A 24,857-nucleotide genomic window follows, 5' to 3' on the forward strand; every position below is an offset into this window, starting at 1 on the left:
GCTAAATATAGTTACTTGTAACTGCTTAGGCAAAGTTGAACTTTCAATTATTGTATCTTTCTAATCAGAATTAAAGAGGAGATTTTATGAAATTCACGATTTCAATTTTTACGGGAGTTCTGTTTACAGCCTTGTCTGCAAATGCGGCGACTATTACTTCAAAAATGCCAACTTTGTCGGATGGTTGTTATCAAATTTCAGATGCCGCCGAACTTTATGGATTTGCAGACATTGTGAATGGTTCAGGTGAAGGTGATCCTCAAGGGAACGTGTGCGGAAAGCTGACTCAGGATATCGTGGTGAATGAATCGGTGTTAAATTCCGAAGGCGAATTGAATTCGCAAAAGGATTTTGTCCCGTGGGCTCCGATGAAGGATTTTTCGGGAAAGTTTGATGGGAACAACCATGTTATATATGGATTGTATTTTAATGGCAACGGTGACAAAAGTGCGGGCTTATTTGAAAATGCGTCAGGCTTTCAAATATTAAACCTCGGTCTTGAAGACTTTTATTTTGCGGGAAAAGAAAATGTGGGCGCCTTTGTTGGCTTTGTAAACGATTATTCGGAAAACCAAATGGAAATAACGAATTCCTATGCCGCAGGCTTGGTTGAGGGTGAATCTGGCGTAGGAGGCTTTATTGGAAGCGCAACATGGCATAAGGGATCGCTGTATATATCGAACAGTTACAATCTGTCTATGGTAAATGGATTGCACAGTGTGGGGGGATTCATTGGGAGTAAATATGAAGACGATGTCTATATAATAAGATCCTATAATTCAGGGGATGTTTCCGGTAAGAGTTCTGTTGGTGGATTTGTTGGTTGGGCGAGTAGAGGCAATCTCGAAATTGACCAAAGCTATAATGCCGGAAAAGTTGTCGGACAGATGTATGTTGGAGGCTTATTAGGCAAAGCGACTTCTTTCGAATACGCTCTTTTCAAAAATGTCTACAACAAGGGGGCCGTAGAAGGTGGCTCGAGTGTTGGTGGGCTTGTTGGTTATGGAGAAGCCGCAGACCTTATTGGTGGTGGCGTTGTTATTGCTAATGCGTATAATGCTGGACATGTTTCCTACGATCCAGATTCTTCACTAAAAGCAGGAACTATTCTCGGGTATGGATATGGTGACGGCGATATCAGATTTGAAAATTGTTTTTTTGTGGAGCAAGAGGATATTCTTGTTGCTAATGTGTCGGATACAACTAACAAGGTAATAGAAGATGTTCTAGGTGTTACCGAAGAACGTTTAATGGGTGGAGTTATTGCTGGTTATTTACGAGGCTGGATTGAAACTTACCGTAACGGTTCTTATGTGGAAAATGGCGCCGATGGTCTCGTATGGGCCGAAGACCCTGCTGGCACGCAGGTGCTCCCGCATTTTGATTGGAGTAACACGAAACACTATGTATTTTTCGTTTTAGATGAAGGCGGCAAAATCGAAAAAGGTCATGAGCTGAAGTATTATGAAGAAGGAGTGGAGACAGCGCTTCCTGATGCACAATTCGTGACTCGCGAAGGTTTCTATTTTGCGGGTTGGTATGATAACAGGCAATTTTTGGGGAATGCTGTCACTTCGGTGAGCCCCAAAGCGACTGGTACACAGATCTTTTATGCCAAGTGGACTACACCCCCGGTTTCTAGTTCTTCTGATGCGTCAAGTTCCTCTGAAACACCGAGCTCGAGTAGCGAACAGACTACGCCCTTTGAGCGAATGCCGTTGCCGCAGTTTAGTGTGAGCGTTGTAAATCGCACCTTGCAGGTGGCGGGAGCCCGTGCGGGCGACAGGTATGTATTGTTCGACATGCAGGGCAATGTAGTGCTCCGTGGAACCGCAAATAGTGCGAATTTCAGCATCGCGGTGCCTGTTTCGGGCCATTATGTGCTTCGAATCGGTTACGGAACCCGCAAGGTGACTGTGGGAAACTAGCACAAAATTCTATATTTGTGCGCGTAAAAATTTAAAATGGAGACGCCTTATGTTGCGTATTGGTCTTATTGGTACTGGAACCGTCGGTGGCGGTGTTATCCAGATTCTGGAACAGAAGATTGCCGAATACAAGGAAAAGCTCGGTGTCGAACTTGAACTGGCATGCATCTGTGCCAAGTCCGAAGAAGAAGTTGCCCCGTACAAGGCAAAGGGCTACAAGGTGTCTACCAACGCCGACGAAATGATTGCCGGTAATGATATCGATGTGCTTGTGGAACTTGCCGGCGGCTACAACATGCCGCGCAAGTGGATTCTCGCTGCCCTCGAAAGCGGCAAGCACGTGGTGACTGCCAACAAGGCTCTCCTCGCCAAGTACGGTCATGAAATTTTCCCGCTTGCTGCCAAGAACGGCCTGCATGTGCTGTTCGAAGCCGCGGTTGGCGGTGGCATTCCTATTATCCGTAGCCTGCAGGAAGGCCTGCTCGGCTCTACGGTGGAACACCTGAGCTGCATCATTAACGGTACCTGTAACTACATCTTGAGCCGCATGGCCGACGAAGGTCTGGACTTTGACGTGGTGCTGAAGGATGCCCAGAAGCTCGGTTTTGCCGAAGCGGACCCGACCTTCGATATCGAAGGTATCGACTCCGCCCACAAGACGGCCCTGCTCGCAAGCCTCTGCAGCGGCCACCGCGTGGACTTCGAAAAGATTCACGTGACGGGTATTTCAAAAATTACCGCCCAGGATATCGCTTTTGCCAAGGAACTTGGCTGCTGCGTGAAGCTCCTTGGCATTTACCACCGCGATGGTGACCGCGTGGACGCCCGCGTGCATCCGTGCTTCGTTTCTAACGAAAACTTGCTCTCTAACGTGAACGGTGTCATCAATGCCGTGTACCTCAAGTGCGACAACCTGGGCGAAACGGTTCAGACTGGCGCTGGTGCAGGCCGCTTGCCGACCGCCTCTGCCGTGGTAGCCGACCTCGTTTCCCTGGCCCGCTCCGTGGACCAGGGTAAGCGTAAGGCACTCCCGATGGGCTGGTTCAACGTCGACAACTCTGCAACGCTCGTTCCTATTTCGGAAACTTCGGCCCGCTACTACCTGCGCTTCACCTCTCGTGACGCTTGCGGTGTGCTCGCCAAGATTACCAGCATTCTGGCCGAAAATAACATTTCCATTGAAACCATTATCCAGAAGAACGTGAAGGATCCGGGTAAGGTTTCTATCGTGGTGATCACCGAAAAGACTTTAGATTGCAAGACCTCGAAGGCTGTGGACGCCATTGACGCCCTGCCCGAAATCGTGGAAAAGAGCCAGGTAATTCGTTTCCTCGCCTAAAAACGGCGCAAAACGAAAAACCTGAAACTTTGCAATTTGGTAATTTAGGGCTGTTATGATTCGCGCCGCTACATTGGAACGCATTCTCGTTGTCCTTTCGGACTTCGTGGCGTTGTCGATTTGTTTTGTACTCGCCTTCTGGGTGCAGTTCCACAGTGGCTGGATTGCCGATAAGTTCGATCCTAGCAAGACTTTTGCCGAATATTGGCACATGGGCCTCGTGCTCAATGTGGGCTGGCTTGTGCTGTTCACTTGTGCGGGCCTTTACCGCTCCTGGTTGCTTATGTCGAGAACGCACCAAACATTGCGTGTGCTGCGTGCGGTGCTGATTGGCATCGTGATTATTATCGCCATGCTGTTCGGTGCGGAATTTATCGGTAAGATCATGGTGAACGAACCGCTCAACCAGGGTTACCTGTACGGCTCCCGTTTCCCGTGGATTTTCATTTATGGCGGCTTTGCACTGTTCCTGGTGATTCTCTTTAGAATGCTCATTTACCGCTGCCTTCGCAGGCTCTTGAGCCTTGGCTTTGGTGCGAATAACATTCTGGTGTTGGGGGCAACCGAAGCCGGCAAGAAAATTGCCGAAGCGCTTGCAAAAACTCCTGAACGCGGACAGCGTGTTGTGGGTTTTGTCGATGAACGATTCCAGGTGATGGAACACGAGTTCGCGAATGTTCCGGTGCTCGGTAAGTATGCAGACCTTGCTTCGCTCATTAAGAAGTACAAGGTGACGGGCATTATTATCGCTCACGAAAGTTCTTCGCCGCAAGAAATCATGCGCGTGCTTGTGTGGGTGTGCGACCAGCCGGTTCACATTTACCTGGTGCCAGAACTCTACAGTGTGGTGCATGGACAGTTCAAGGCGAACTTGGTTTATGGCTTTGAACTGCAGGAACTGTTTGCGTTTACCATGCCTTTGTGGCAGGTGCGCGTGAAGCGTGTGATTGATATTCTGTTTGGCGCCTTCCTCGGAATTATTTCGTTCCCGGTGTGTGTGCTTGCCGCCATTGCGATCAAGCTTGAAGATCGTGGTCCGGTGTTCTATTCGCAGGAACGCATTGGCCTGTACGGCAAGCCCTTTACGGTCTACAAGTTCCGTACCATGCGTACTGATGCTGAAAAGTTTGGCGCCCAGTGGGCCACCAAGGACGACCCCCGCATTACCAAAGTGGGCAAGTTCTTGCGCAAGACCCGTATTGATGAACTTCCGCAGATTTTGTGTGTGCTTAAGGGCGACATGAGCATGGTGGGCCCGCGCCCGGAGCGCGCCGTGTTTATTGCCAAACTTCGTGAAGAAATTCCGTTCTATATTAGCCGCCTGAAAATGAAACCGGGGCTGACCGGTTGGGCTCAGGTGTGTCACCATTACGATACCAGCACTGAAGACGTGAAAATCAAGTTGCAGTACGACATGTATTACTTCGAAAACATGAGTCTGCTTCTTGACTTCCAGATTTTGGTGCGTACAGTTTATGTTGTTCTAACCGGTAAGGGAGCGCAGTAATGTACGGCGACAATTCCACCCCGATTTTTCCTACCGAAGACGCTTTGACCATGATTCGCTTGGCGCTTGCTGAAGACGTGCGCACGGGTGACGTGACCAGTGAATGGACGATTCCTGCCGACCAGAAGCAGCATGCCCGCCTGATTGCAAAAGAAGATGGCGTGCTCGCGGGTCTCCCGGTGATTGAGCTCGTGTTCCAGGAACTCAAGGCGAACGTGAAGGTAACGCTCCACAAGAAAGACGGCGATGTCGTGAAAAAGGGTGATTTGATTGCCGAAATGGACGGCACGACGCACGAACTCCTGACGGGCGAACGCACGCTTTTGAATTTTATTCAGCAACTTTCCGGCGTGGCAACCGTTGCGCATACCTTCCAGGAAGCCTTGAAGGCGGGGAAGACCAAGGTTCTCGATACGCGCAAGACGGTTCCCGGTTTCCGCACTTTGCAGAAGTATGCCGTTCGCGTGGGTGGCGGTTCCAACCACCGCATGGGTCTCTTTGACATGGTGCTGGTGAAGGACAATCACATCGCTGCAGCAGGTGGCGTGCTCCAGGCGCTCGAGGTCGTGAAGAAGAACAACAAGCAGGGCCTGATGGTGGAAATGGAAGTCGAAAACTTCGACCAGCTGCGAGCGCTCCTGAACAAGGGAGTCGACGTCATCATGCTTGACAACATGAGTAACGAGATGATGGCGGAAGCACTCAAGATTATCAAGGAAAGCGGCGACAAGTGCCTGGTGGAAGGCTCCGGCAACATGACGCTTGAACGCGCGAAGGAAATCGCGACACTCGGCCTTGATTATATCTCGGTGGGTGCTCTTACACATAGTGTAAAGGCCCTTGATATTTCCATGAGAATATAACAGACCATTCGCGCCAATGGCCCAAAAGGGGCGTCTAGACTCCTTTTAGACGGCTGAAAAATACATCTTTCTTATAAGGGTATTGAAATCTTTACAATGCCCTTTGTTTTTTCTATCTTACGCGCTGAAATTTGTTATTGGTGTTCAAACGTCATTGCGAGGAGTCGAAGGCGACGAAGCAATCCACGTAAGATTTGCCAAAAGGAGAAAAGAATGAGCAAGGACTTAAAGGAAAAAGCTCTCGAATACCATTCCATGGGCAAGCCCGGCAAGATTGAAATCGTGCCGACCAAGCCGCATAGCACGCAGACCGACCTGGGTCTTGCGTACACTCCGGGTGTAGCTGTTCCTTGCTTGGAAATTGAAAAGGATAACAACCTCGCTTACGAATATACGGGCAAGGGTAACTTGGTTGCCGTGATCAGTAACGGTACGGCTGTGCTTGGCCTCGGCGATATTGGTGCGCTCGCCGGTAAGCCGGTGATGGAAGGCAAGGCTCTCCTCTTCAAGATTTATGCCGGTATCGATGTGTTCGACATCGAAATCAACGAAAAGGACCCGAAGAAGTTTATCGAAATCGTGAAGGGGATTGCCCCGACGTTCGGCGGTATCAACCTCGAAGACATCAAGGCTCCGGAATGCTTCGAAATCGAAGACACCCTGAAGGCCGAACTCGATATTCCCGTGATGCACGACGACCAGCATGGTACGGCTATTATTTCTTCTGCAGGCCTTTTGAACGCTATTGAAGTCGCAGGCAAGAGCATTCGCAACGTGAAGATGGTGGTGAACGGTGCGGGTGCAGCCGCCTGCGCCTGCACGCGACTCTACTTGTCGCTCGGTCTCAAGAAAGAGAACCTGGTGATGTGCGACAGTAAGGGCGTCATCCGCAAGGACCGCAAGGGCTTAACCGAAGCGAAGGCTTTCTTTGCGACCGACCGCACCGATATCGAAACGCTCGAAGATGCCATGAAGGGTGCCGACGTGTTCGTGGGACTCTCCAAGGGTAACATCCTTACTCGCGAAATGGTCCGCAGCATGGCCGACCAGCCGATCGTTTTCGCTCTCGCCAACCCGAACCCTGAAATCAGCTACGAAGAAGCCATGGCAAGCCGTGGCGACCTGATTTTTGCGACGGGTCGCAGCGACTATCCTAATCAGGTGAACAACGTGATCGGTTTCCCCTACATTTTCCGCGGGGCCCTCGACGTTCGCGCTACCTGCATCAACGAACACATGAAGCACGCTGCCGTGCGCGCTATTGCAGCCCTTGCACATAAGCCGGTTCCGGATGTGGTGAACATCGCCTACAACGCCCAGCGCTTTACCTTCGGTAAGGAATACTTGATTCCGAAGCCCTTGGATCCGCGCCTGTTGACCGACGTTTCTATCGCCGTGGCGAAGGCCGCTATCGAAAGTGGCGTGGCCCGCAAGCCGATTACCGATTGGGACGCTTATTATGACCGTCTGCGTGACATGATGGGTTACGACAACAAGCTCATCCGTCAGTTTAGCGATACCGCCCGCAGCAACCCCAAGCGCGTTGTGTTTGCCGAAAGCAACCTCAACATGCTCAAGGCCGCCGTGCAGGCGAAGGTTGAAGGCGTTGCACACCCGATTCTGCTTGGCAACCCCGAACGTATCCAGATTATTGCCCAGCGCGAGCAGCTGGACCTCACGGGCATCAAGATTGTGAACCCGCGTTCTCCGGAAGAATTTGAACGCCGCCGCAAGTACGCCGAAATCTACGCCGAAGAAAACGGCCGTAACGGCGTGACGCTCGACGAAGCCCGCGACGACATGTTTGAACCGAACCACTTCGGCATGATGATGGTGAAGGTCGGCGATGCCGACGCCCTGATTTCTGGTGGCTATTCCAAGTACAGCGAAACGATTGAACTTGCCAAGGAAATCATCGGTATCCGCGAAGAATACAAGCACTTCGGCGCTATGCATATTTTGAGCACCCGCAAGGGAACGTTCTTCTTGGCCGATACGCTGGTGAACCGCGACCCCGATGCAGAAACCCTCGTGGATATCGTGAAGCTTACTCACGACGCCGTGCGCTTCTTCGCTCACGAACCGGTGATGGCGATGCTCAGCTACGCAAACTTCGGTAGCGATAAGGGCGCTCCGCGTGGAACGTCTAACACCGCCCGCGAAGCCGTGCGCATGATTCACGAACAGTTCCCGGATTACATGATCGACGGCGAAATGCAGGTGAACGTGGCGCTCGACAAGGACCTGCGCGACACCAAGTACCCCTTCAACAAGATCAAGGGCCAGACGGTCAATACGCTGATCTTCCCGTGCCTCTCTTCAGCAAATACCACTTGCAAGATGCTCCTCGAAATGGGTGTGGGCGAATCCATCGGTCCTGTGCAGATGGGCTTGAACAAGCCGGTCCACTTTACCGACACCGACGCCTCGGTGCACGATATCTTCAACCTGACGGTGGCTGCCGTGATTGACGCTATCGTTCAGGAAAAGAAGGACGAAGAAAAGAGCCGCAAAAAGTACGACAAGATGTGGTAGTGCGCTGCCCGTTGACTTTGAAAGCCTTGTTCGGAGAACCGGATGAGGCTTTTTGTTTAGCCGTTAGCAAAGTTTTAGTTTGTTTTAAACTGGTTGGAACGGTAGCGAACCTGTAATCTGGGCAGAAGTTCAGTGTGTCGAGGAGGAAGGCGTGTATTCCGGCCACAGCCGAGCTTGCTAGCGGTACATCAGCCTTGTCGATATCTTTACCGCCGTTTCTCCGTCTTAATTCTGGCGGATTGAATTCGCAGCCGGAGTAGCCCCCTTCTTTCCAATAGTATCTACCGCAGAGTTCAAAAACATGGTTCACAAGTGAGTCCGCTTGTTCGGCTGTTCCCTTGAAAACGCCCGCCTTTTGCAACCGTGCGAACTCGTCTTTGAATACGGCGTCGTGATGCACGCTGAAGAGCGAATCAACGAAGTCGTCTTGGTTGTCGGAATAGGCGACGCGCGCCACCTTGACCACCTTCTCGGAGGCGATTACGATCATGGTGGAGTCCAGCTCGGATCTGTACATCCATACCGTGTCGGTGCCGGAAACGTTCTTTACAGTGGGCTCGCGCTGATCCATCTTGGAGAGGTCTAGGTAGCTGCCCTCGAATAGATAGAGAGATACTGCTGGGTATTCAAAATAAGCTCCGGTGCTTCCAGATTCCCTGACGGGGGGCTCGTAGCTGCATTCCGCCGCATGTAGGCTTGCGGTTAAGGCGCCTGCGCAAAACGCGCCCGCAAATAGAAATGTGGTGAACTTCATTTTCTTTTCTCCTTTTTAACCTTCATAAGGAAAATAATAAATAATTCGGGGAAAAGGAGCGGGGATAGAAAAAAGAGGTGCTCGCATGGGGGATTTTTTTTGATATAAAAAGCAAGAAAGACATTTTTTTCTGTTTGCTTTGTAAATTACGGTATATATTTGAAATGTATGAATGTGCAGGGTAACCAAATCAATAATGAGGTTATGTTATGGGTGTAACAAAGAATCAATACCAAAGTCTGAAAAAGGAATTTGGATCTCTTGCTAGTTGGGCTCTTTGGGATAAAGCTAGCGAAAATCCAAAATCAAGAGAAAATGTTGGCTCCATGAAATGGGCTGATGACGAAAAAAACTTGATAAAGAAGGTAAAAACGAAATTTGTATTTGTTGCTTTTAATGGATCTTCATTTCATGATGGTAAAACGGGCCATGGACAGAATGTTTGTTGGTCAAATTTTCATAGTAGCTACGAGTACGGTAGGGATCATAAGCTTCGCTATGCAATCTTAGGAAGTGTTGCAGAAGGGTCTTATATTACAGATTTAATCAAAAATGACAAGTCGGAGACGGCTAAGGAATGGGTGAATAAATACAAGAAAAATAGAGCTTTACTAAAAAATCATGTTGATACGCTCAAAAGGGAGATTGGGCTTCTTTGTGGGGTGGAAAAGCCGTGCTTGATAGCTCTTGGTCGTGATACGGAAAAATTTTTAAATCAGACACTTGGAAAAGAAGGTTACAAAGTCTTCTATTTGCCCCACTACTCGGCAACAACGCCCAAATTTGACGATTATAGAAAACTGCTGAAGGAAGAAATATTGGAAAAAAATAAATAATCAAAATGGAACGATTGATAGCGATAAGTTGATACAAAAAAGAAGTGCCCGTGTGGGACACCCCTTTTGAATTGTTAGGAGATCCCCGCCTGCGCGGGGATGACAACTGAAGAGACTATTCCAACTCCTTCAGCGCGGCCTCGTTTTTGGATATAATATCCATCTGCGTAGCAAGCTTCGTCCTTTCGGCGTTTACCACAGCTTCGGGGGCTCCTGAGACAAACTTTTGGTTAGAAAGCTTTTTCTCAATCGAAGCGGCGAATGCCTTGGCCTTTTCGATTTCCTTTTCCAAGCGGGCAATTTCTGCAGCCGGGTCGAGGATGCCTTCCAGCGGGATGTAGAGTTCGCCGCCGGGCACCACGGCGCTGGCGCTGAACTTCGGCTTGGCGGCCTTCACGGCGACGCTCAGGTCAGAGAGACCCGAAAGTTCGGTGATGATTGCCATGCAGTCCTTCACGCTGGCTTCCGTTGCGGCATCGTCGACGCTCACCACGGCGTTCAGCTTGGTGGCGGGGCTCACGTTGTAGCGGCCACGCACGCCACGCACGCTTTCCACCACGGCGAATGCCTGGTCGAATGCGGCTTCGATCTTCGCGTCGATGAGCGATTCGTCGGCCTTGGGCCATGCGCGGCTGATCACCATTTCGCTGCCTTGGAACAGGATGCTGTTGAGTTCTTCGGTAATGAACGGCATCACCGGGTGGAGCAGGTCGAGCACGTTCTTCAGCACGTAGCTGAGAATTGCCATTGCGTTCTTCTTTTCGGCGGTGAGCGTCTCGCTGTTGATTACGGACTTCTTAATCTCGAGATAGCTGGAGCACACGTCGTCCCACACGAAGCGGTACAGGAACCCGGCGAGTTCGGCGAAGTGGTATTCTTCGAGCATGCGGGTGGCGTCCTTGATGGTCGTCTGCAGGCGGCTCAAAATCCACTTGTCTTCGAGTGCGAACAAGTTCTTGTCCATCGGGAGCTCGGCGGAGAGAGCGCCGGCCTGTTCGAGCTGCGGGTAAAGGAAGCGGCAGGCGTTCCACAGCTTATTGCTGAAGTTACGGCCGATTTCGAACTTTTCGCTGGTGTTGATTTCGCGGCCATCCGGCTGCTTTTCCTTCTTCACCGGCAGGCGCACGTCCTGGTTGTCGGTGCAAAGGCTTGCCATCACAAAGCGCAAAGCGTCGGTACCGTACTTCTCTTCGATATCCATCGGGTCCACGCCGTTGCCCTTGGACTTGCTCATGGTCTGGCCATTGCCGTCCAGAATCTTCGGGTGGATGTACACCGTGTGGAACGGAACCGTGCCCATGTTTTCCTGGCTAAACAGCACCATGCGGGCGACCCACAGCGTAATGATGTCGCGGCTCGTCACGAGCACGCTGGTGGGGTAGTAGCGCTTGAGCGTGTCGGTGTTTTCCGGCCAGCCCATGGTAGAATGCGGCCAGAGTCCACTGGAGAACCACGTGTCGAGCACGTCTTCTTCCTGCTTGAGCACGTGACCCGGAACAGCGTCTTCCTTCAGGTCTTCTTCCTGGCTGCACACGAGGTAGCCGCCGTTTTCGGCCTTGTAGAAGTAGATGTCGTCGCGGCCAGCAAATGCGGCCTTCAATTCGTCTTCGCTAGCGTCGGTGTGCCAGATAGGAATGCGGTGGCCCCACCAGAGCTGACGGCTGATGCACCAGTCACGCTTTTCGGCGAGCCAGTCCAGATACTTGTTGGCGTAACGTTCCGGGATAATCTTGATTTCGCCCGACTTCACGGCGTTCATCGCGTTTTCGGCGAGCACGTCCATCTTCACGAACCACTGGTCGCTGAGGTACGGCTCGATCACAGTCTTGGAACGGTCGGAGTGTCCCACGTCCATTTCGTGGTCTTCCACCTTGATCAAAAGACCGAGTTCTTCGAGACCTGCCACCACGGCGTCGCGGGCGGCCTGGCCCTTGAGGCCCTGGAACTTGCCGGCGTTCTCGTTCAGGCTGCCGTCGTCGTTCATGATGTTGATCATCGGGAGCTTGTGGCGGAGGCCCGTCGCATAGTCGTTCGGGTCGTGTGCGGGCGTCACCTTCACGGAACCCGTACCGAAGTCCTTGTCCACCAAGATAGCGTCGGCAATCACCGGAATTTCGCGGTCAACGAACGGCACCTTCAGCATCTTGCCGATGAACTGCGCATAGCGTTCGTCGTTCGGGTGCACGGCGAGGGCGGTATCGCCCATGATGGTTTCCGGACGGGTCGTAGAAACGGGGATAAATCCCGAACCGTCGGCCAGAGGATACTTGAATGTCCAGAAGTGGCCCTTCACGTGTTCGTAGTAGATTTCGTCGTCGGCAACGGCGGTCTGGAGCTTGGTATCCCAGTTCACCAAACGCTTGCCACGGTAAATCAGACCCTTCTTGAACAGGTTGAAGAAGGCGTGGCGCACGGCCTTGGCGCAGACCGGGTCCAGCGTGAAGCGCTGACGGCTCCAGTCGCAGCTAACGCCGAGGCTCTTGAGCTGCTTCGTAATGCGGGCTTCGTATTCGTCCTTCCACTTCCAAATGCGTTCCACCAGGGCGTCGCGGCCAATGTCGTGGCGGGTCTTGTGTTCGTCCTGGAAAAGGCGCTTTTCGACCACGGCCTGCGTGGCGATACCCGCGTGGTCCGTACCCGGAATCCACAGCGTGTCGCGGCCCGTCTTGCGGCGGTAGCGTACCAAAATGTCCTGGAGCGTATCGTTGAGCGCGTGTCCCAGATGGAGCGCGCCGGTAACGTTCGGGGGCGGAATCACGACCGAGAACGGTTCGCCCTTTCCGCTGGGTGCAAAACTGTTATTCTCAGCCCAGGTCTTGTGCCATCGGGCTTCCACATCTTTAGAATTGTAACGAGTTTCCATAGTGCGGGCAAATTTAGAAAAAAACGAAGGTTGTGGCAAAAGTGTTTTTATATTTCCTAGGGGTTTCATCCCTGCAAAAAGCTAAAACTGGTGGCGAAAATATGCGACGCAAAGACCGCGAAATCAAGGAATTTGACGAAATCATCGACGTTCTCAGCCGTTGCAAGGTTTTGCATCTGGCTTTGATCAGCGACGGCAAGCCCTATGCCGTGCCGGTCAACTTCGGGTACGCCGTAAGCGAATGCGACGGACAAAAGAAACTCGCGATCTATTTCCACGGAGCAGGCGAAGGTAAAAAACTCGACGCCATCAAGGCGAATCCACAAGTGAGCTTTTGCGCGGAAACATCCGTCGAAGCGAGCGGCCCGCAAGACGTGAACGCGGACGCCTGCAAATGGACCTGCTTCTACGAAAGCGTCATCGGATTCGGAACCGCCTCGCTCGTAGAAAATTCAAAGGAACGCACCGCCGGGCTAGATACCATCATGCTCCACAACGGCTACAAGCTCCCCTTCGGCGTCAAAACCATCGCCTACAGCGCCATGGCCCTCGCACGCACCGCCGTCGTCAAGATTGACGTTTCTGAAATTACTGGGAAACATCACTTGAAGTGATTGGAAGGGGAATGCTTTCCCCTCGCTCGCACTTCGTCGCTCGCTACCCCTTCGCCTAGGGGCTCCGCCCCTAAAACCCCACGATGATTCTATCGTACATCATGCGTATTATGAATCTCTAGTGAGGTTGTTGTTTTTTTCTAAAACAAAGCTATATTAATTAAGACTGAAAAGATTAAAAATGTAGAAGTGGGTTATAGATGTCAGATGATTTTTTGCAACCACAAGTAATCTCGGTAAAAGTGTTACTTTCTAAAAATATCACGATTCCTGATTACCAACGTCCATATAAATGGACTCAGAGAAATGTAATCGAACTTCTTGATGATATTTTAAAGGCAATTAAAGATTCTCGTAATCATGCTGATTTTAAGTATCGCATTGGTACTGTAATTCTTTTTAAAAATAATAAAGGTGATTATGAGGTTGTTGATGGTCAACAGCGATTGATAACACTTACACTAATATGTAAGGCGCTAGATGTACAATCCTCCTTGGCTTTAATGTCTACTAGCTTCAATAGCAAAGTGTCTCAAAAAAATATTCAAGATAATTATTTCGCGATAAAGAATTGGATGAAGTATCACGAAAATGAAAAAAAAGACATTTTAAATTCATTTGAGTCGATTCTTCAATTTGTTGTAATTGGAGTAGGGAATATATCGGAGGCGTTCCAGCTTTTTGATTCTCAGAACCATCGTGGAAAACCTCTAGATCCGCATGCTCTATTGAAAGCTTATCATTTACGGGAAATGCAAGATTCTCCATATGAAATGGCTTTGACAGTAAATAAATGGGAAGATAGAGACCCTCAGGCAATAAAAGAATTGTTTAATTCATATTTGTATCCCATTTGGAAATGGTCGAAACTTCTTGATGCTGTTCCTTTTACTGCGAAAGAAATTGATGTGTATAAGGGTATTGTTGAAAAATCCTCTTATTCTTATGCCAAAAGAGCCCTTAAGGCGTCACCTTGTTTTCAAGTAACAGAACCTTTTACTGCTGGTAAAGATTTTTTTGAATTTGTTAGTCATTATTTAAATTTGTTGGAAACGATAAAAAATGAACTTCAATCTAATGAAGAATTTAAAAAATTAGCACCGCTTTTAATAGAGAGAAAAAAATATAGTGCAAAAAAATATGAGGGAATAGAGGGAATAGATTTAAGTTCTGCAGGATTTTGTTACGCGAAAAATTTGTTCTATTGTGCCCTATTTTGTTATTATGACAGATTTCATAATTTTAACAGAATGGTAGTTGAAAAACTGTTTGTGTGGGCTTTTATGCTGCGTGCAGATATGGAAACTCTTGGTGAAGATTCTGTGAATCTGTATGCTCTTGGAAAAGAAGGGAAGACAAATACTGAACCAATGTTTTTTACAATTACAAATGCTAGGAGAGAGCAGGATGTGGCCAATATCCAGATTAACGTAAAACGGAATTCGGGTAGTGCGAAATCACCGAAATGGAATTCTTTATATAATTACATTAAAAGTATTTATGGGGAAGCAGAGTAATGGTTGATGAAGTTGTAACAATGCCTATTTGGGGTGAAGGGGATAAAAAATTTCTTTTTAAGGGCGATGATAAATATCAAATACCCCTTTATCAACGTGAATATGCTTGGGAAGAAAAACAAATTCGCCAGTTGATTGAAGATGTTTATGACGTCGCGGATGATGCGCAGTACCATATCGGCTCACTAATTGTGGCTAAAAAAGAAAAAAAAGGTCAAGTTTTTTTTGAAGTGATAGATGGTCAACAAAGGCTGACATCTTTATTTCTCCTTCTTAAGATTCTTGAATCAATGAAATTAGGAATAAAAGTAGAACGTAATCTATCTTTTGCTTGTCGTGAAAAATCAAATTATTCCCTAGAGAATATTATTTCATTGATTGAAAAAAAAGATTATGACGAAAAAAAAGTTGATGGAGGAATTTTTGGGGGAATAGAGATTTTTAAAAGTGAATTACGAAATGTAAAGCAGAAATTATTTGAAGAAGGAAAAATTTCTGATGAATATAATTTTGAAAAAAGTTTAATAGAAAAACTGAAAAGAGTTATAATCTATAGAATAGAGGTCCCCGAAAATACTGATTTGAATCGGTATTTTGAAATAATGAATACTCGCGGCGAACAATTGGAGCATACAGATATCTTAAAGGCTAGGCTGATGGGCTTCTTAACAGATTCTGTTGATAGATTTGTTTTTGCAACTATTTGGGATGCTTGCAGTGATATGTCTGGCTATGTGCAAATGCATTTTAAAGAAGTTGAAAAGGCTAGGGATCGCATTTTTGGGGAAAAATGGATTTCGTTCCCAAGTGATGAATGGGAAAATTACAAAAAAATCAATGAGCCGGTTGAATCTAAATCCTCGCCAACAGATGGTGAGGGAAAGAATGAAAAGACAAATAATGACCCCGTATTGATGTCGGATATACTCAGGCCAGATTTTAAAATCCAAACGGAAGATGGAACAATACAAAAAAAAGAAGTAATTAATGGAGAAGAAAAAAAAGTTGAAAAGACTGTTCGTTTTGAAGGACTGATTGATTTTTCTTATTTCTTGTTGCATGTTCTGAAGGTCTATCAAAAAGAAGAATATGGATCTGTGGCTAATGAACGATTGTTGGATGATAAAAAACTTTTGGATCGTTTTAAGGATGCCTATTCGCAAGAAGGGGGTGATAAACCCTCATTTTCAAAGAAATTTGTACTTTGCCTTCTTAGATGTCGTTTTCTTATGGATAAGTATATTGTTCGCAGAGAATTTATCGAAGGTGATAACGATGGTGAATGGAGCTTGAAAGAACTTCAGGTTTCTGGAGAAAAGGGAAAACGAAAACCGTATTATATCAAAACGACATTAGATGTGAATAAAGAAGATGCTAAGTATAATGACAATCTTAAAATGATGCAATCGGCATTACGTGTGTCCTATACATCTCCGAAAGTAATGCATTGGATTACTGATGAACTGATTTGGTTAATGAAACGAGAAGGAAAGGAGAGGTTTACATTAAAAGAATTTGCTGAAAAAACAGAGTCAATTGCAATTAATGCTGTAAAAACCTCATTCTTTGAAAAATGCATAGCAAAAAGTCAAACGGATGAAATAATTGAAAAATATGAAATGGGTGTAGATACTCCGCATATTGTCTTTAATTATCTCGACTATCTTCTTTGGAAAGAAAAAAACACTGGTTATGATTCGTTTGCTTTTGAGTTCCGTAATACGGTAGAACATTGGTATCCACAGAATCCATCTGAAATAATGTTTGAAAGGTGGAAAAAAGAAGAGGGATTAGATCGTTTTGGAAATCTTTGCCTTATTCAGCGAGAGATAAATTCTAAGTTTTCAAATGATGCTCCAAGTGCCAAAAAGAGTTCTTTTAAAAATATGATAGCAAAGGGGAGCCTAAAACTTCGTAGAATGAGCGAACTGACAGTAGGTGAGAATGAAGTGTCGGCCGATTTTAGATGGAAAAAGTTTGTTTGTGAAAAGCACGAAAAGGAAATGATTGGCAAGTTAAAAAAAGCTTGCGGTGTTTTATAAGCTTTTGATGTGTTATGATCCTGCTTGTATACTTGAATTTTATGAAAAGGGGCTTTGTACTTTAGAATGTTCTCAATAAGTTGAATTTAGGTGCCGGACAACCCCTTTCTAAAAAAATAAAATTTAGTATTTAAAGTGTCATTATTTGACGTGTTGTTTTTCTATTTTAAGGGGGGAGGTACTTGACTATGCGTTCAAAGAACTACGAAAATCAAATTTTTACGGAAAAAGTTGAAGTCTTGGAGGGGACCTCAACATTTGAGAATTGCATTTTCGAAAAAGGTGTATATATCAAGGGCGATAACAAACGTCATTTTCTTGTGGGTGGAGTAGTGCGTGCGAATTTCTTGTCCTGCATCTTTCGCTCCAAGGGCGATGAGCCATGCGTTGCTCTTTGGACGCGTGCTCAGGGTGAGTTCGTTGGTTGCAAGATGTCCTCTGACGACTTTGTCCCGGTCCGTATAGATACAGGGGCCCATGGGGTGTTTCGCGATTGCTCTATAGACTATCCCGCTAAAAGATGTGGCGTTGCGATTATGGTTGCTGCGTCGGGAGATTTTGGAAATTGTCGCTTTTGCCGTTTTGGAGAAGATTCTGCTGAGGTTGAACCGGTGTATTTTGATGCTCACGATAAAGAAAAAACTCGTTTTGAGAACTGTTCCTTCTGCAAAAAGTAATCAAGCGGATTGTTGAAATATTTCCTTATTTTTGTCACTTTCTGACATCTGCTAGAAATTATATTTATAGGTGGCTCTAAAAAAAGGAGACTCCTATGCAGGCAAATAACGAAGATCAGAACTTGGAATACTGCCGCTATTATCATGGTGAGCAAAATGATCCGTATAGGGATTCTTTCAAAGGTCGTGCATGGATTGCCGAGCAATTGGCAAGTGAGCGAGCCTCGGATTCTGCAAAGGACTTCCTGTCGTTTGTGGCGGCGCATATCAGTAAGTGGGAACCTTATGGTTATGAACCGGATGTTGCTCGCTATATAGCCTTCTTTGAACATTGTTCTTTTAAAGAAAAAATTGAAATTGCAAGGGGCTATGGGCTAGGGGATGCACTTCAATTCAAGAAACCTCGTGGTCGTACCATTTTCGAAAGCCATATGGATGCAGGCTTTTATACTCCCGAGACAATCGATATGGGCGTACTGCTCTATAGTGATGGGAATGTTTATATCAAAAATGCGGTACAGTACTTTGTTGTCTGCGATGGAACGTTGCCTGAAGAAAATCCTTGCAATCAAGCGTATTTTCATGTAGGGAAATTCGAAGAGGCTGCCGATGCCGTCAAGAAACTGATAAAAGAAAATTGGGAACGTATTTCCGCATTGCCTTCAAAAATAGACGATATCGTTTGCGACGGTGGTTTTTCGCACTATAAATTCTTGAGCAAGCATTTTAAGGGGATGATTTATGGCCAAACAGAAGTGTCAAAGGCTGTTGAAACCTTCCATAATCAAGTTCTCAATATCTTCTACCGGACAAATACCCCGTCTTACGATTGGCTTGAAGTTACAAGAGATGCTGAAACTTTCGTCGAACAATGGGGTGTTTTGCTAGATGAAATTGATGCGGATGAAACCCGCGCAAAGATTTACGATTTTATTGAAAGTAGTCGGCTTGAAGAAGACTGTCGAATTCTAGGCTTTGAAATGGATGTTTTTGAACGTTTCAATAGGAACGTTGGTCGCGATGTTTCGGACAACGACAATAGATTAGCAGAGAAACTTATCGCGACCTGTGACGACTATCGAGCCTTGGGAAGTGCAATTTTCAGCCAGTGGCGTTATTATAACCACTGGGCCAATGATGTAAAAGCTGAGTTCAATACCAAGTGGTTTAGACTCGCGTTCAAAAGATTGCTAGAGTTGACGGAGTGAACGATATGGTGACTTAATTCTCTTTGTCCAGGCAATCATTGATTTGCTTGAGGATGAATTCCTTGTGCACCTCGATTCGTTCCTGGAAGGTCGGGTTCACGGTGGTGTCGCCGTCGCAGATTTGCTTTTTGGGGAGAACCTCTACCGATGCATAGGAACTGCTAATCCGAATATGGGACAGGCAACTGGAATCGCTTTCCGAAAGGTTGCCGCCAGCAGCATTCTTGGTGCTGTCCAAAAGAGCTTGCATGTCTTCATTGAAGATTTTTTCCATCTCCGGAGTCGTGGCGAAATCGTCCTTTTGGCAAAGCGGAGACGGAGGCGGAACGCTATTGCTAGAATTCGGCTCGGCGCTAGAACTGGATAGGAATTTTTCGGGGTATTTTTCCCTGTAATCCTTGGGAGTGTAGAGAAGTCGACCATCTCCTTCAATCAAACCGCCCTTGTTGGGATCATCATCATTTTGTAAAGAATGGAGGGTGTTGTAAGAATAGATGTTTCCGTCAGAACACTTGTATATGGGGGATGGCGTACTGACGTGAGTACAGGAGGTTGAGAACGTGCCGTATAGGCAGACTTCCATGTCTATAGTGGGTTCATTATCTTCGTCTTCAAGTTCTCTTAGCTCCATCAGAGTTCGGGTTTGGTTCTCGGCGAGTTGCTTCTTTTTCCAGTTGACATTTGCCTGATGGTCTTCTGCATCAAGGCATCTGCCGCCGTCGTCGTCGAGTGTGTGAACGCAGGTGATTGAGGTGTCGCTTGCGAGTCTGAACTTTTTGTCGGCGCTTTGGCTTGAACTGGGTTCAGCCGATTCGCTGGAACTAGAAACGGCTGCATCTTCAGAAGAAGCGGGAACAGTGCAGTCGCCATCGCAGGAGTCAGAACTGGAAATGGCGCCCGAGTCAAGATCAATGACGGCTTGAACGCCGTAAAGGGCGACCATGCCGCCGTCGTCAATCGTTGAGTTTGAGTCGGGGATTAGGGTGGCGGGGGCCTCGTTGGTGGTTCCGCCTGCTGCAGAAACGCTTTCGCTATCGCCTCCGCAGCTTGCCCAGAAGAATGCGGTGGATGACAATAGGACTTTTTTCCAGTGTTTACGAATATTCATAAGTTCTCCTCAATTTTCTATAACATAAAAATACCCTTTTGCGAGGGTATTTTCTACAAAAAAATGTTTTTGCTATGGATTATTTGTATAAAATCGTGTAAACTAGCGCTTTAAAATGGGATAGTAGGCGCCTTTGGCGGCTTTTCCCGGAACATTGCGGCCCTTGAGGTCGGTCATTTTGCTGGCACGAACATTGCCGATACTGCCGCTGTTTAGAATGTACTTGCTCGTGATAGCTGTGGTTCCGTTTTCGTCTAGTAGCCCCGCGATGACTTCGGCGTTTGCGCTGAGGTTAGCCTTGTAGGGGATAGTCGCGTCTTTCAAAAGCGTGTCGCCGGTGATGGTGGGCTCGGGCGATTCGCTGTTGCCGATTGTGAGGCCCGCGACGGTGAAGGTCGCTTCTTCGCCGGGGAGGAGGCCCTTGAGCGATTTCTCGCTGCGAACGCCGTTCACGGTCACGTAGGCATTGTGATACAGCGGTGCAATGCCGATGTTTTTTACGCGGACGGCGGCAGAAATCTTGTTGACCGCATAGCCCGTGATTTCGAACTTGTAGCCCGCATAGGAACTGGCCTCGTACACGCGTTCCTTGGTGGCGTAGCTGCCTTCGGGCGCGTCGTTGCCTATCACGTAGGTCATGTGGTACTTGGCGGCGGCATCTTCCCAGGTAACGCCGTAAAGGCCTGCAGGGTTCAGGAATTCATGCTGGTCCTTGTCGTCGTAGTAGCTGATTTCACCACCCGCAGGGGCGCTTTGCCAGCGGTCGGTACCCATGGTCTGCCAGTTCTTTTCGTTGTCTCCGTCACCCTGCGAAATGTCGTGTTCCTTGTGCATAAAGGAATCGTCGAATAGGCCGAATTTGAGCCCGAGCAAGGTTTTATTGCCTGCGATGGGGGTGTATTCATCGTCTGCGGCGTCAATTGAAATGCTCCAAGGTGTCTCTACGAACAAAGTGTCAAGATGCCTTAGGAAATGACTTTGGTAGTCCTTGGAAGGAAAGTTCGAGCCGAGAATGAGCTTGGTGCCGTAAATATGGTATTCGGCCCAGTGTCCGAAACCGGCCTGCACAAATGCAATGCGTGGATCTTTGTCATATTTTGCGGCAAAGTCGGCGTAGAATTGCTTGTAGAACCATTGGAGCGATGTGCTGCTCCAGTCGGCGTAGTAGGTGGGACCGTCGCCACCCGGGTTCTCGGAGAAGGTTTCCAGGTAATTGCTATTTGCTAAGAAGTAGTTGGGGACGGCGGTGGCGCCTTTCACACCTTCGGTGCAGTTGGGGGCGTTTTCGATGGTTTCGTTCGGATACTCGATGCGGAATCGTACGATGGCCTGGTGCCCGCGGCTCTTGATGTCGTCGAGCAATTTTTCGAAACTGCTCCAGTCGTAGTTAAGTTTGTCGCCGGTCAAGCCAGTCACCACAGCGCAAGGGAGGCAATATGAAAATTCGAGCGAAATGGCACTCTGTAAGTTCTTCTGGCTTTTCGCTTGGTCGGGCCAGAAAACGATTCCCTTCATGGGCTCGAGTGATTCAATGCTCTTGTTGAGTGCAACGGAACGGTCCGCTGCAAATGTTGCAGTCGCCAAAAACGCAACCGCGCCACTGGCGATCATCCATTTTTTCACCATACACACTCCGTTTTAAAAACTTCGTCTTTACAAATCTATCGCCTTGAGCGTTTGGAGTCAAGTAAAATTATGGATTTTTTGCCTTGAACTCGGTGCCCGCGAATATCGATTTGTTTGCCGGTAGCGCTGTTTGTGCGAATATTGCCATTGCGAATCTTTTTGATTGCGGTGCCGTCGTCTTGCAGAGCGATGGCGATGCTGTCGAGAATCGGGTTGCCGGTGCCTTCGATGTAGTCGTGCGAAACTTCCCAGACCATGATGCCCGCGTAGCCGTTTTCTTTGACCCAGCGGCTTTTGACGGCAGAAGAGTGCGGGTCTTCGAAGGTGATGTAGCCGGTGGACGATACGCCGTAGGGTTCTACGGCGACGCTGTCGTAGAAATATTCCCAGTCGGTGTTCTTGACAATATCTTTGTAGGCGACTTGCTTTGCAGAACCCTTGGTGAAATCGGTGCCGGGGCCCGTGGCGCCCTTGAATTCAAACCCGAATGAGGGGATTCCGAAGACCATTTTTTCAGTCGGAACGCCGCGCTTTTTCCAATAGTCGCGGGTTTCTTCCCATGACCAGGTGGTGTAACCTTCGTGCGGGTAAAGCGGCGAATCGAACATGGCTTTTTCATCCCAGTCGCCGGTCATGTCGTAGGTCATGAATCCGAACCAGTCCAGATTTTTCACGAGGACTTCGGGCGTAAACCATTTGCCGTAATAGGGCGAGCAGGGGAGCGCTGCTGAAAGGCTCTTGTCTTTGGGGAGAGCCTCACGGACTTCGGTGAGCAACTTGCTGTAGGCAATCGTGTCGGCTTCGGGCACGGGGTTGTATTCCCATTCCCAGTCCATGTCGAGACCGTCGAGGTTATGGTCGGCGACGAATTGCACAAGGTTTTCGACGAACTTGCCACGAAGAGCGTCATCCGATGCGACAGGAACAAAATTTTCGCTTTGTCCGCCACCGCCGAGCGAGACAATTACCTTGGTGCCCGCGGCATGTGCGAGCGTTACCATGGAATCAAGCGCGCTCGGATCGTCAGCGGCATCGCCTTTGAGCGAACCATCCGTATTCGGTGTAATGAAACTCCACAGCACATGAGTCAATTTTTCATACGGAACCTTGTCTACTGTGTATGGGGGCTTGTGCCATTTTCCCCAATCGGGGTAGTAGCCAATGAACAGGGGTGCTGCCCATACCGAAGAGGCTCCGGCGATGGCTAAAAATGTACCGGCAATATTTATCCAATGCTTAAGAACTTTCATCAATCCTCCCGAAGGATTTGCGTATTTTCAAAATAATATTTTTTTATGAATAGAGTATGCCTGTTTGCTAGTTTTTTGCTTCGCCCATAATCCCCTAGTCCCTAAATCTTATCCCCAACTATAAACCACTGTCTACTGCCTACCGCCTACTTCCTACTGTTTACTATATTTACACTTGATGAAATTACCTGTCGTATGTATTGTTGGACGCCCGAACGTGGGCAAGTCCTCTCTTTTTAACCGAATCTTGGGGCGTCGTGCCGCAGTCGTTTCTGACCGCGACGGCGTGACCCGCGATAGGCATTACCAGACGGCCAATTACAAGGGCCATGAATTTACGGTGGTCGATACCGGCGGATTCTTGCCGGACGATTCCATCGACGTGCTCGCCGATAGCGTGCGCACGCAGATTTTTAATGCCGTCGAAGAGTCCGATTTGGTACTCTTTATGGTCGATGTCCGCGTGGGCATTACCAAGCTCGACGAACAGTTTGCCCGTATGGTCCGCAAGCTCGACAAGAAGGTGATTCTTGTTGCGAACAAGAGCGAAAACGGTGCCGATCGTCAAGAAAGCTACGAGTTCCTGAAACTCGGTTTTGGCTTGCCTCGTACTATCAGCGCACTCACGGGCTATGCCTGCCTTTCGTTGATGGACGAAGTTGTTGCGGTGCTTCCGACTCCCGTTCGCGGTGAACGTCGCGAAGAGCGCCCGATCCGTTTTGCCATTCTTGGCCGCCCGAATGCCGGTAAGAGCACGCTCTTGAACCGCTTGCTGAACGAAGACCGTGCCGTGGTGTCCGATATTCCGGGTACGACCCGCGACTCCATTGACTGCGACTTTGCGGTTGATGGCCAGAAGTTCGTGGTGACCGATACGGCTGGCCTCCGCAAGAAGGCGAAGGTCGAAGACGAAGTTGAAATTTTCAGCAACATGCGTACCCTCGAAAGTATCCGCCGTTCCGACGTGTCGGTACTTATGGTAGACTGCACCCGCGGTCTCGAAGTCCAGGACTTCCGCATTATTACCGAAATCCGCAAGGCGGGCAAGGGCTTGGTGCTCGTGCTCAACAAGTGGGATATTTTCCCGGACAAGACCGAAAAATCCTTTGACCACATGGTCAAGGAAATGCTCGAACGCGAACCGATGCTTGAATACGTGCCGATTATTTCGGCGAGTGCCAAGGAAGGCCAACGCGTTAACCGCATTGTCCAGGCCATTCAGACGGTGTATGCCAACTGCCGTCGCGTCCTTGGCCGCGACCGCGTCGCTACCGCCTTTGCAAGTTTCTTGGAAAAGAATCCGGTGCCGAGCCAGAACGCCCGTACCGTTCAGCTTACCCGTGCCTGCCAGATTATGGTGGAACCGCCGGTAATCGCTATCGAAACCCGTACGCCGGAACTGGTGGCCGATTCTTACAAGCGCTACTTGCTCAAACAGTTTTACGAAGAATTCCAGCTGCAGGGTGCGCCCCTCCGCTTGAACTTTGACCAGAAATTAACCCTTAGAAAGGATGAAGATCTTGAACAGTTTACTGAGTCTTCCAATAGCGTACTTGCTGGGGTCAATCCCCAGCGCGATCTGGATCGCAAAAATCGCAAAGGGAAAGTCGTTCGACATTAGAGACTACGGCTCCAAGAATGCGGGCCTCACCAACACGTTCCGCGTGCTCGGTTGGAAACCCGCCCTTCCGGTTGTTTTTCTTGATTTGCTCAAGGGTTTCTTTGGCCCGTGGATTGCCATGAAAATGTGCGAAGCCCAGGTGGCAGCCGGTGGTGCTGATTATTCTCACTGGGTTCCGCTTGTTGCAGGTCTCTTGGTGATTCTTGGTCACAGCTTCACTTGCTTTGCCGGTTTCCGCGGCGGTAAGGGCGTGCTTGCCGCTTTGGGTGTGTTCTTGGCCCTTTGCCCGATTACGGCTCTTAGCGCTTTCGGCGTGTGGATTATCCTTACGTTTTCGACCAAGTATGTGTCGGTGGGTAGCATTGGCGCCTGCGTCGCTCTCGGCGCATTTGCCGTGATGGGTTACCTTAAGTTGCCGTTCCCGCCCGACGATATTAACTTGGGCCTGATGATTACCTGCCTTATCGTGGCCGTTTTCGTGATTGTGAAGCACAAATCCAACATTAAGCGCCTTATGAACGGCACTGAAAACGGTTTTGGCAGCAAGCGCAAGACTCCTAAGGCGTAAT

At 48.5% G+C, this 24,857-nt stretch carries 18 protein-coding genes; 13 read left to right on the forward strand and 5 right to left on the reverse strand.

Translation table 11 applies throughout. From position 1 onward, the window contains the following. Positions 1-86 precede the first annotated feature (86 nt). From B9Y58_RS01015 to B9Y58_RS01035, 5 genes are all read left to right on the forward strand, one after another. On the forward strand, positions 87-1,928 hold the full coding sequence (locus tag B9Y58_RS01015; protein WP_073053512.1) for an InlB B-repeat-containing protein: 1,842 nt from the start codon (positions 87-89) through the stop codon (positions 1,926-1,928). A 49-nt stretch (positions 1,929-1,977) separates the two neighbouring features. Beyond that, positions 1,978-3,267: a homoserine dehydrogenase gene (locus tag B9Y58_RS01020; RefSeq protein WP_073053513.1), complete on the forward strand. Its 1,290-nt coding sequence runs from the start codon at positions 1,978-1,980 to the stop codon at positions 3,265-3,267. Between the two features lie 55 nt (positions 3,268-3,322). After that, entirely contained in the window at positions 3,323-4,774 is a 1,452-nt protein-coding gene (locus B9Y58_RS01025; RefSeq protein WP_073053515.1) for a sugar transferase, read from the forward strand. Beyond that, a complete protein-coding gene (nadC, locus tag B9Y58_RS01030; protein WP_073053517.1) occupies positions 4,774-5,637 on the forward strand; it encodes a carboxylating nicotinate-nucleotide diphosphorylase in 864 nt (287 codons plus the stop codon). Before B9Y58_RS01025 ends, nadC begins: the two co-directional genes overlap by 1 nt. A 213-nt stretch (positions 5,638-5,850) precedes the next feature. Continuing rightward, positions 5,851-8,172, forward strand: a complete 2,322-nt coding sequence (locus B9Y58_RS01035) for an NADP-dependent malic enzyme (protein ID WP_073053519.1) — start codon at positions 5,851-5,853, stop codon at positions 8,170-8,172. Here B9Y58_RS01035 and B9Y58_RS01040 read toward each other — a convergent pair. Further along, positions 8,111-8,926 (reverse strand): hypothetical protein, encoded by an 816-nt coding sequence (locus B9Y58_RS01040; protein ID WP_073053520.1) that lies wholly within the window; start codon positions 8,924-8,926, stop codon positions 8,111-8,113. The two genes, B9Y58_RS01035 and B9Y58_RS01040, sit on opposite strands and share 62 nt — an antisense overlap. A 209-nt stretch (positions 8,927-9,135) precedes the next feature. Here B9Y58_RS01040 and B9Y58_RS01045 point away from each other — a divergent pair, with 209 nt between their 5' ends. Continuing rightward, on the forward strand, positions 9,136-9,762 hold the full coding sequence (locus B9Y58_RS01045) for a hypothetical protein (RefSeq protein ID WP_073053522.1): 627 nt from the start codon (positions 9,136-9,138) through the stop codon (positions 9,760-9,762). A gap of 115 nt (positions 9,763-9,877) precedes the next feature. Here the strand turns inward: B9Y58_RS01045 and B9Y58_RS01050 are convergent, their stop codons facing one another. Beyond that, complete coding sequence (locus B9Y58_RS01050; RefSeq protein WP_073053524.1) at positions 9,878-12,625, reverse strand: valine--tRNA ligase; 2,748 nt, start codon at positions 12,623-12,625, stop codon at positions 9,878-9,880. Positions 12,626-12,726: 101 nt separating this feature from the next. On the opposite strand from B9Y58_RS01050, the gene B9Y58_RS01055 reads away from it, so the two are divergent. From B9Y58_RS01055 to B9Y58_RS01075, 5 genes are all read left to right on the forward strand, one after another. Then, positions 12,727-13,239 carry a pyridoxamine 5'-phosphate oxidase family protein gene (locus tag B9Y58_RS01055; RefSeq protein ID WP_073053526.1) on the forward strand — a complete coding sequence of 171 codons (513 nt, stop codon included), beginning with the start codon at positions 12,727-12,729 and terminating at the stop codon, positions 13,237-13,239. Between the two features lie 200 nt (positions 13,240-13,439). Then, complete coding sequence (locus tag B9Y58_RS01060) at positions 13,440-14,756, forward strand: DUF262 domain-containing protein (protein ID WP_073053527.1); 1,317 nt, start codon at positions 13,440-13,442, stop codon at positions 14,754-14,756. Beyond that, positions 14,756-16,798 carry a DUF262 domain-containing protein gene (locus tag B9Y58_RS01065; RefSeq protein ID WP_073053529.1) on the forward strand — a complete coding sequence of 681 codons (2,043 nt, stop codon included), beginning with the start codon at positions 14,756-14,758 and terminating at the stop codon, positions 16,796-16,798. The genes B9Y58_RS01060 and B9Y58_RS01065 overlap by 1 nt, the downstream gene beginning before the upstream one ends. Before the next feature lie 188 nt (positions 16,799-16,986). Beyond that, the gene (locus B9Y58_RS01070) at positions 16,987-17,475 is read left to right on the forward strand and encodes a hypothetical protein (RefSeq protein ID WP_073053531.1); all 489 of its coding nucleotides are present in this window, start codon (positions 16,987-16,989) and stop codon (positions 17,473-17,475) included. Between the two features lie 95 nt (positions 17,476-17,570). Then, positions 17,571-18,683, forward strand: a complete 1,113-nt coding sequence (locus tag B9Y58_RS01075; RefSeq protein ID WP_073053533.1) for a hypothetical protein — start codon at positions 17,571-17,573, stop codon at positions 18,681-18,683. 13 nt (positions 18,684-18,696) lie between these two features. On the opposite strand, the gene B9Y58_RS01080 is transcribed toward B9Y58_RS01075, so the two are convergent. From B9Y58_RS01080 to B9Y58_RS01090, 3 genes are all read right to left on the reverse strand, one after another. Next, positions 18,697-19,791, reverse strand: coding sequence for a hypothetical protein (locus B9Y58_RS01080; protein WP_073053535.1), 1,095 nt, complete (start codon positions 19,789-19,791; stop codon positions 18,697-18,699). 102 nt (positions 19,792-19,893) lie between these two features. Continuing rightward, the gene (locus B9Y58_RS01085; RefSeq protein WP_073053537.1) at positions 19,894-21,417 is read right to left on the reverse strand and encodes a hypothetical protein; all 1,524 of its coding nucleotides are present in this window, start codon (positions 21,415-21,417) and stop codon (positions 19,894-19,896) included. Positions 21,418-21,452: 35 nt separating this feature from the next. Continuing rightward, the gene (locus B9Y58_RS01090) at positions 21,453-22,667 is read right to left on the reverse strand and encodes a glycoside hydrolase family 18 protein (RefSeq protein ID WP_073053538.1); all 1,215 of its coding nucleotides are present in this window, start codon (positions 22,665-22,667) and stop codon (positions 21,453-21,455) included. Between the two features lie 178 nt (positions 22,668-22,845). Here B9Y58_RS01090 and der point away from each other — a divergent pair, with 178 nt between their 5' ends. Further along, positions 22,846-24,288: a ribosome biogenesis GTPase Der gene (gene der, locus B9Y58_RS01095; RefSeq protein ID WP_073053540.1), complete on the forward strand. Its 1,443-nt coding sequence runs from the start codon at positions 22,846-22,848 to the stop codon at positions 24,286-24,288. Next, entirely contained in the window at positions 24,221-24,856 is a 636-nt protein-coding gene (gene plsY / locus B9Y58_RS01100; RefSeq protein ID WP_158278297.1) for a glycerol-3-phosphate 1-O-acyltransferase PlsY, read from the forward strand. Before der ends, plsY begins: the two co-directional genes overlap by 68 nt. Position 24,857: the final 1 nt, after the last annotated feature.

It is taken from the genome of Fibrobacter sp. UWB15 (assembly GCF_900177705.1).
Classification (GTDB): domain Bacteria; phylum Fibrobacterota; class Fibrobacteria; order Fibrobacterales; family Fibrobacteraceae; genus Fibrobacter.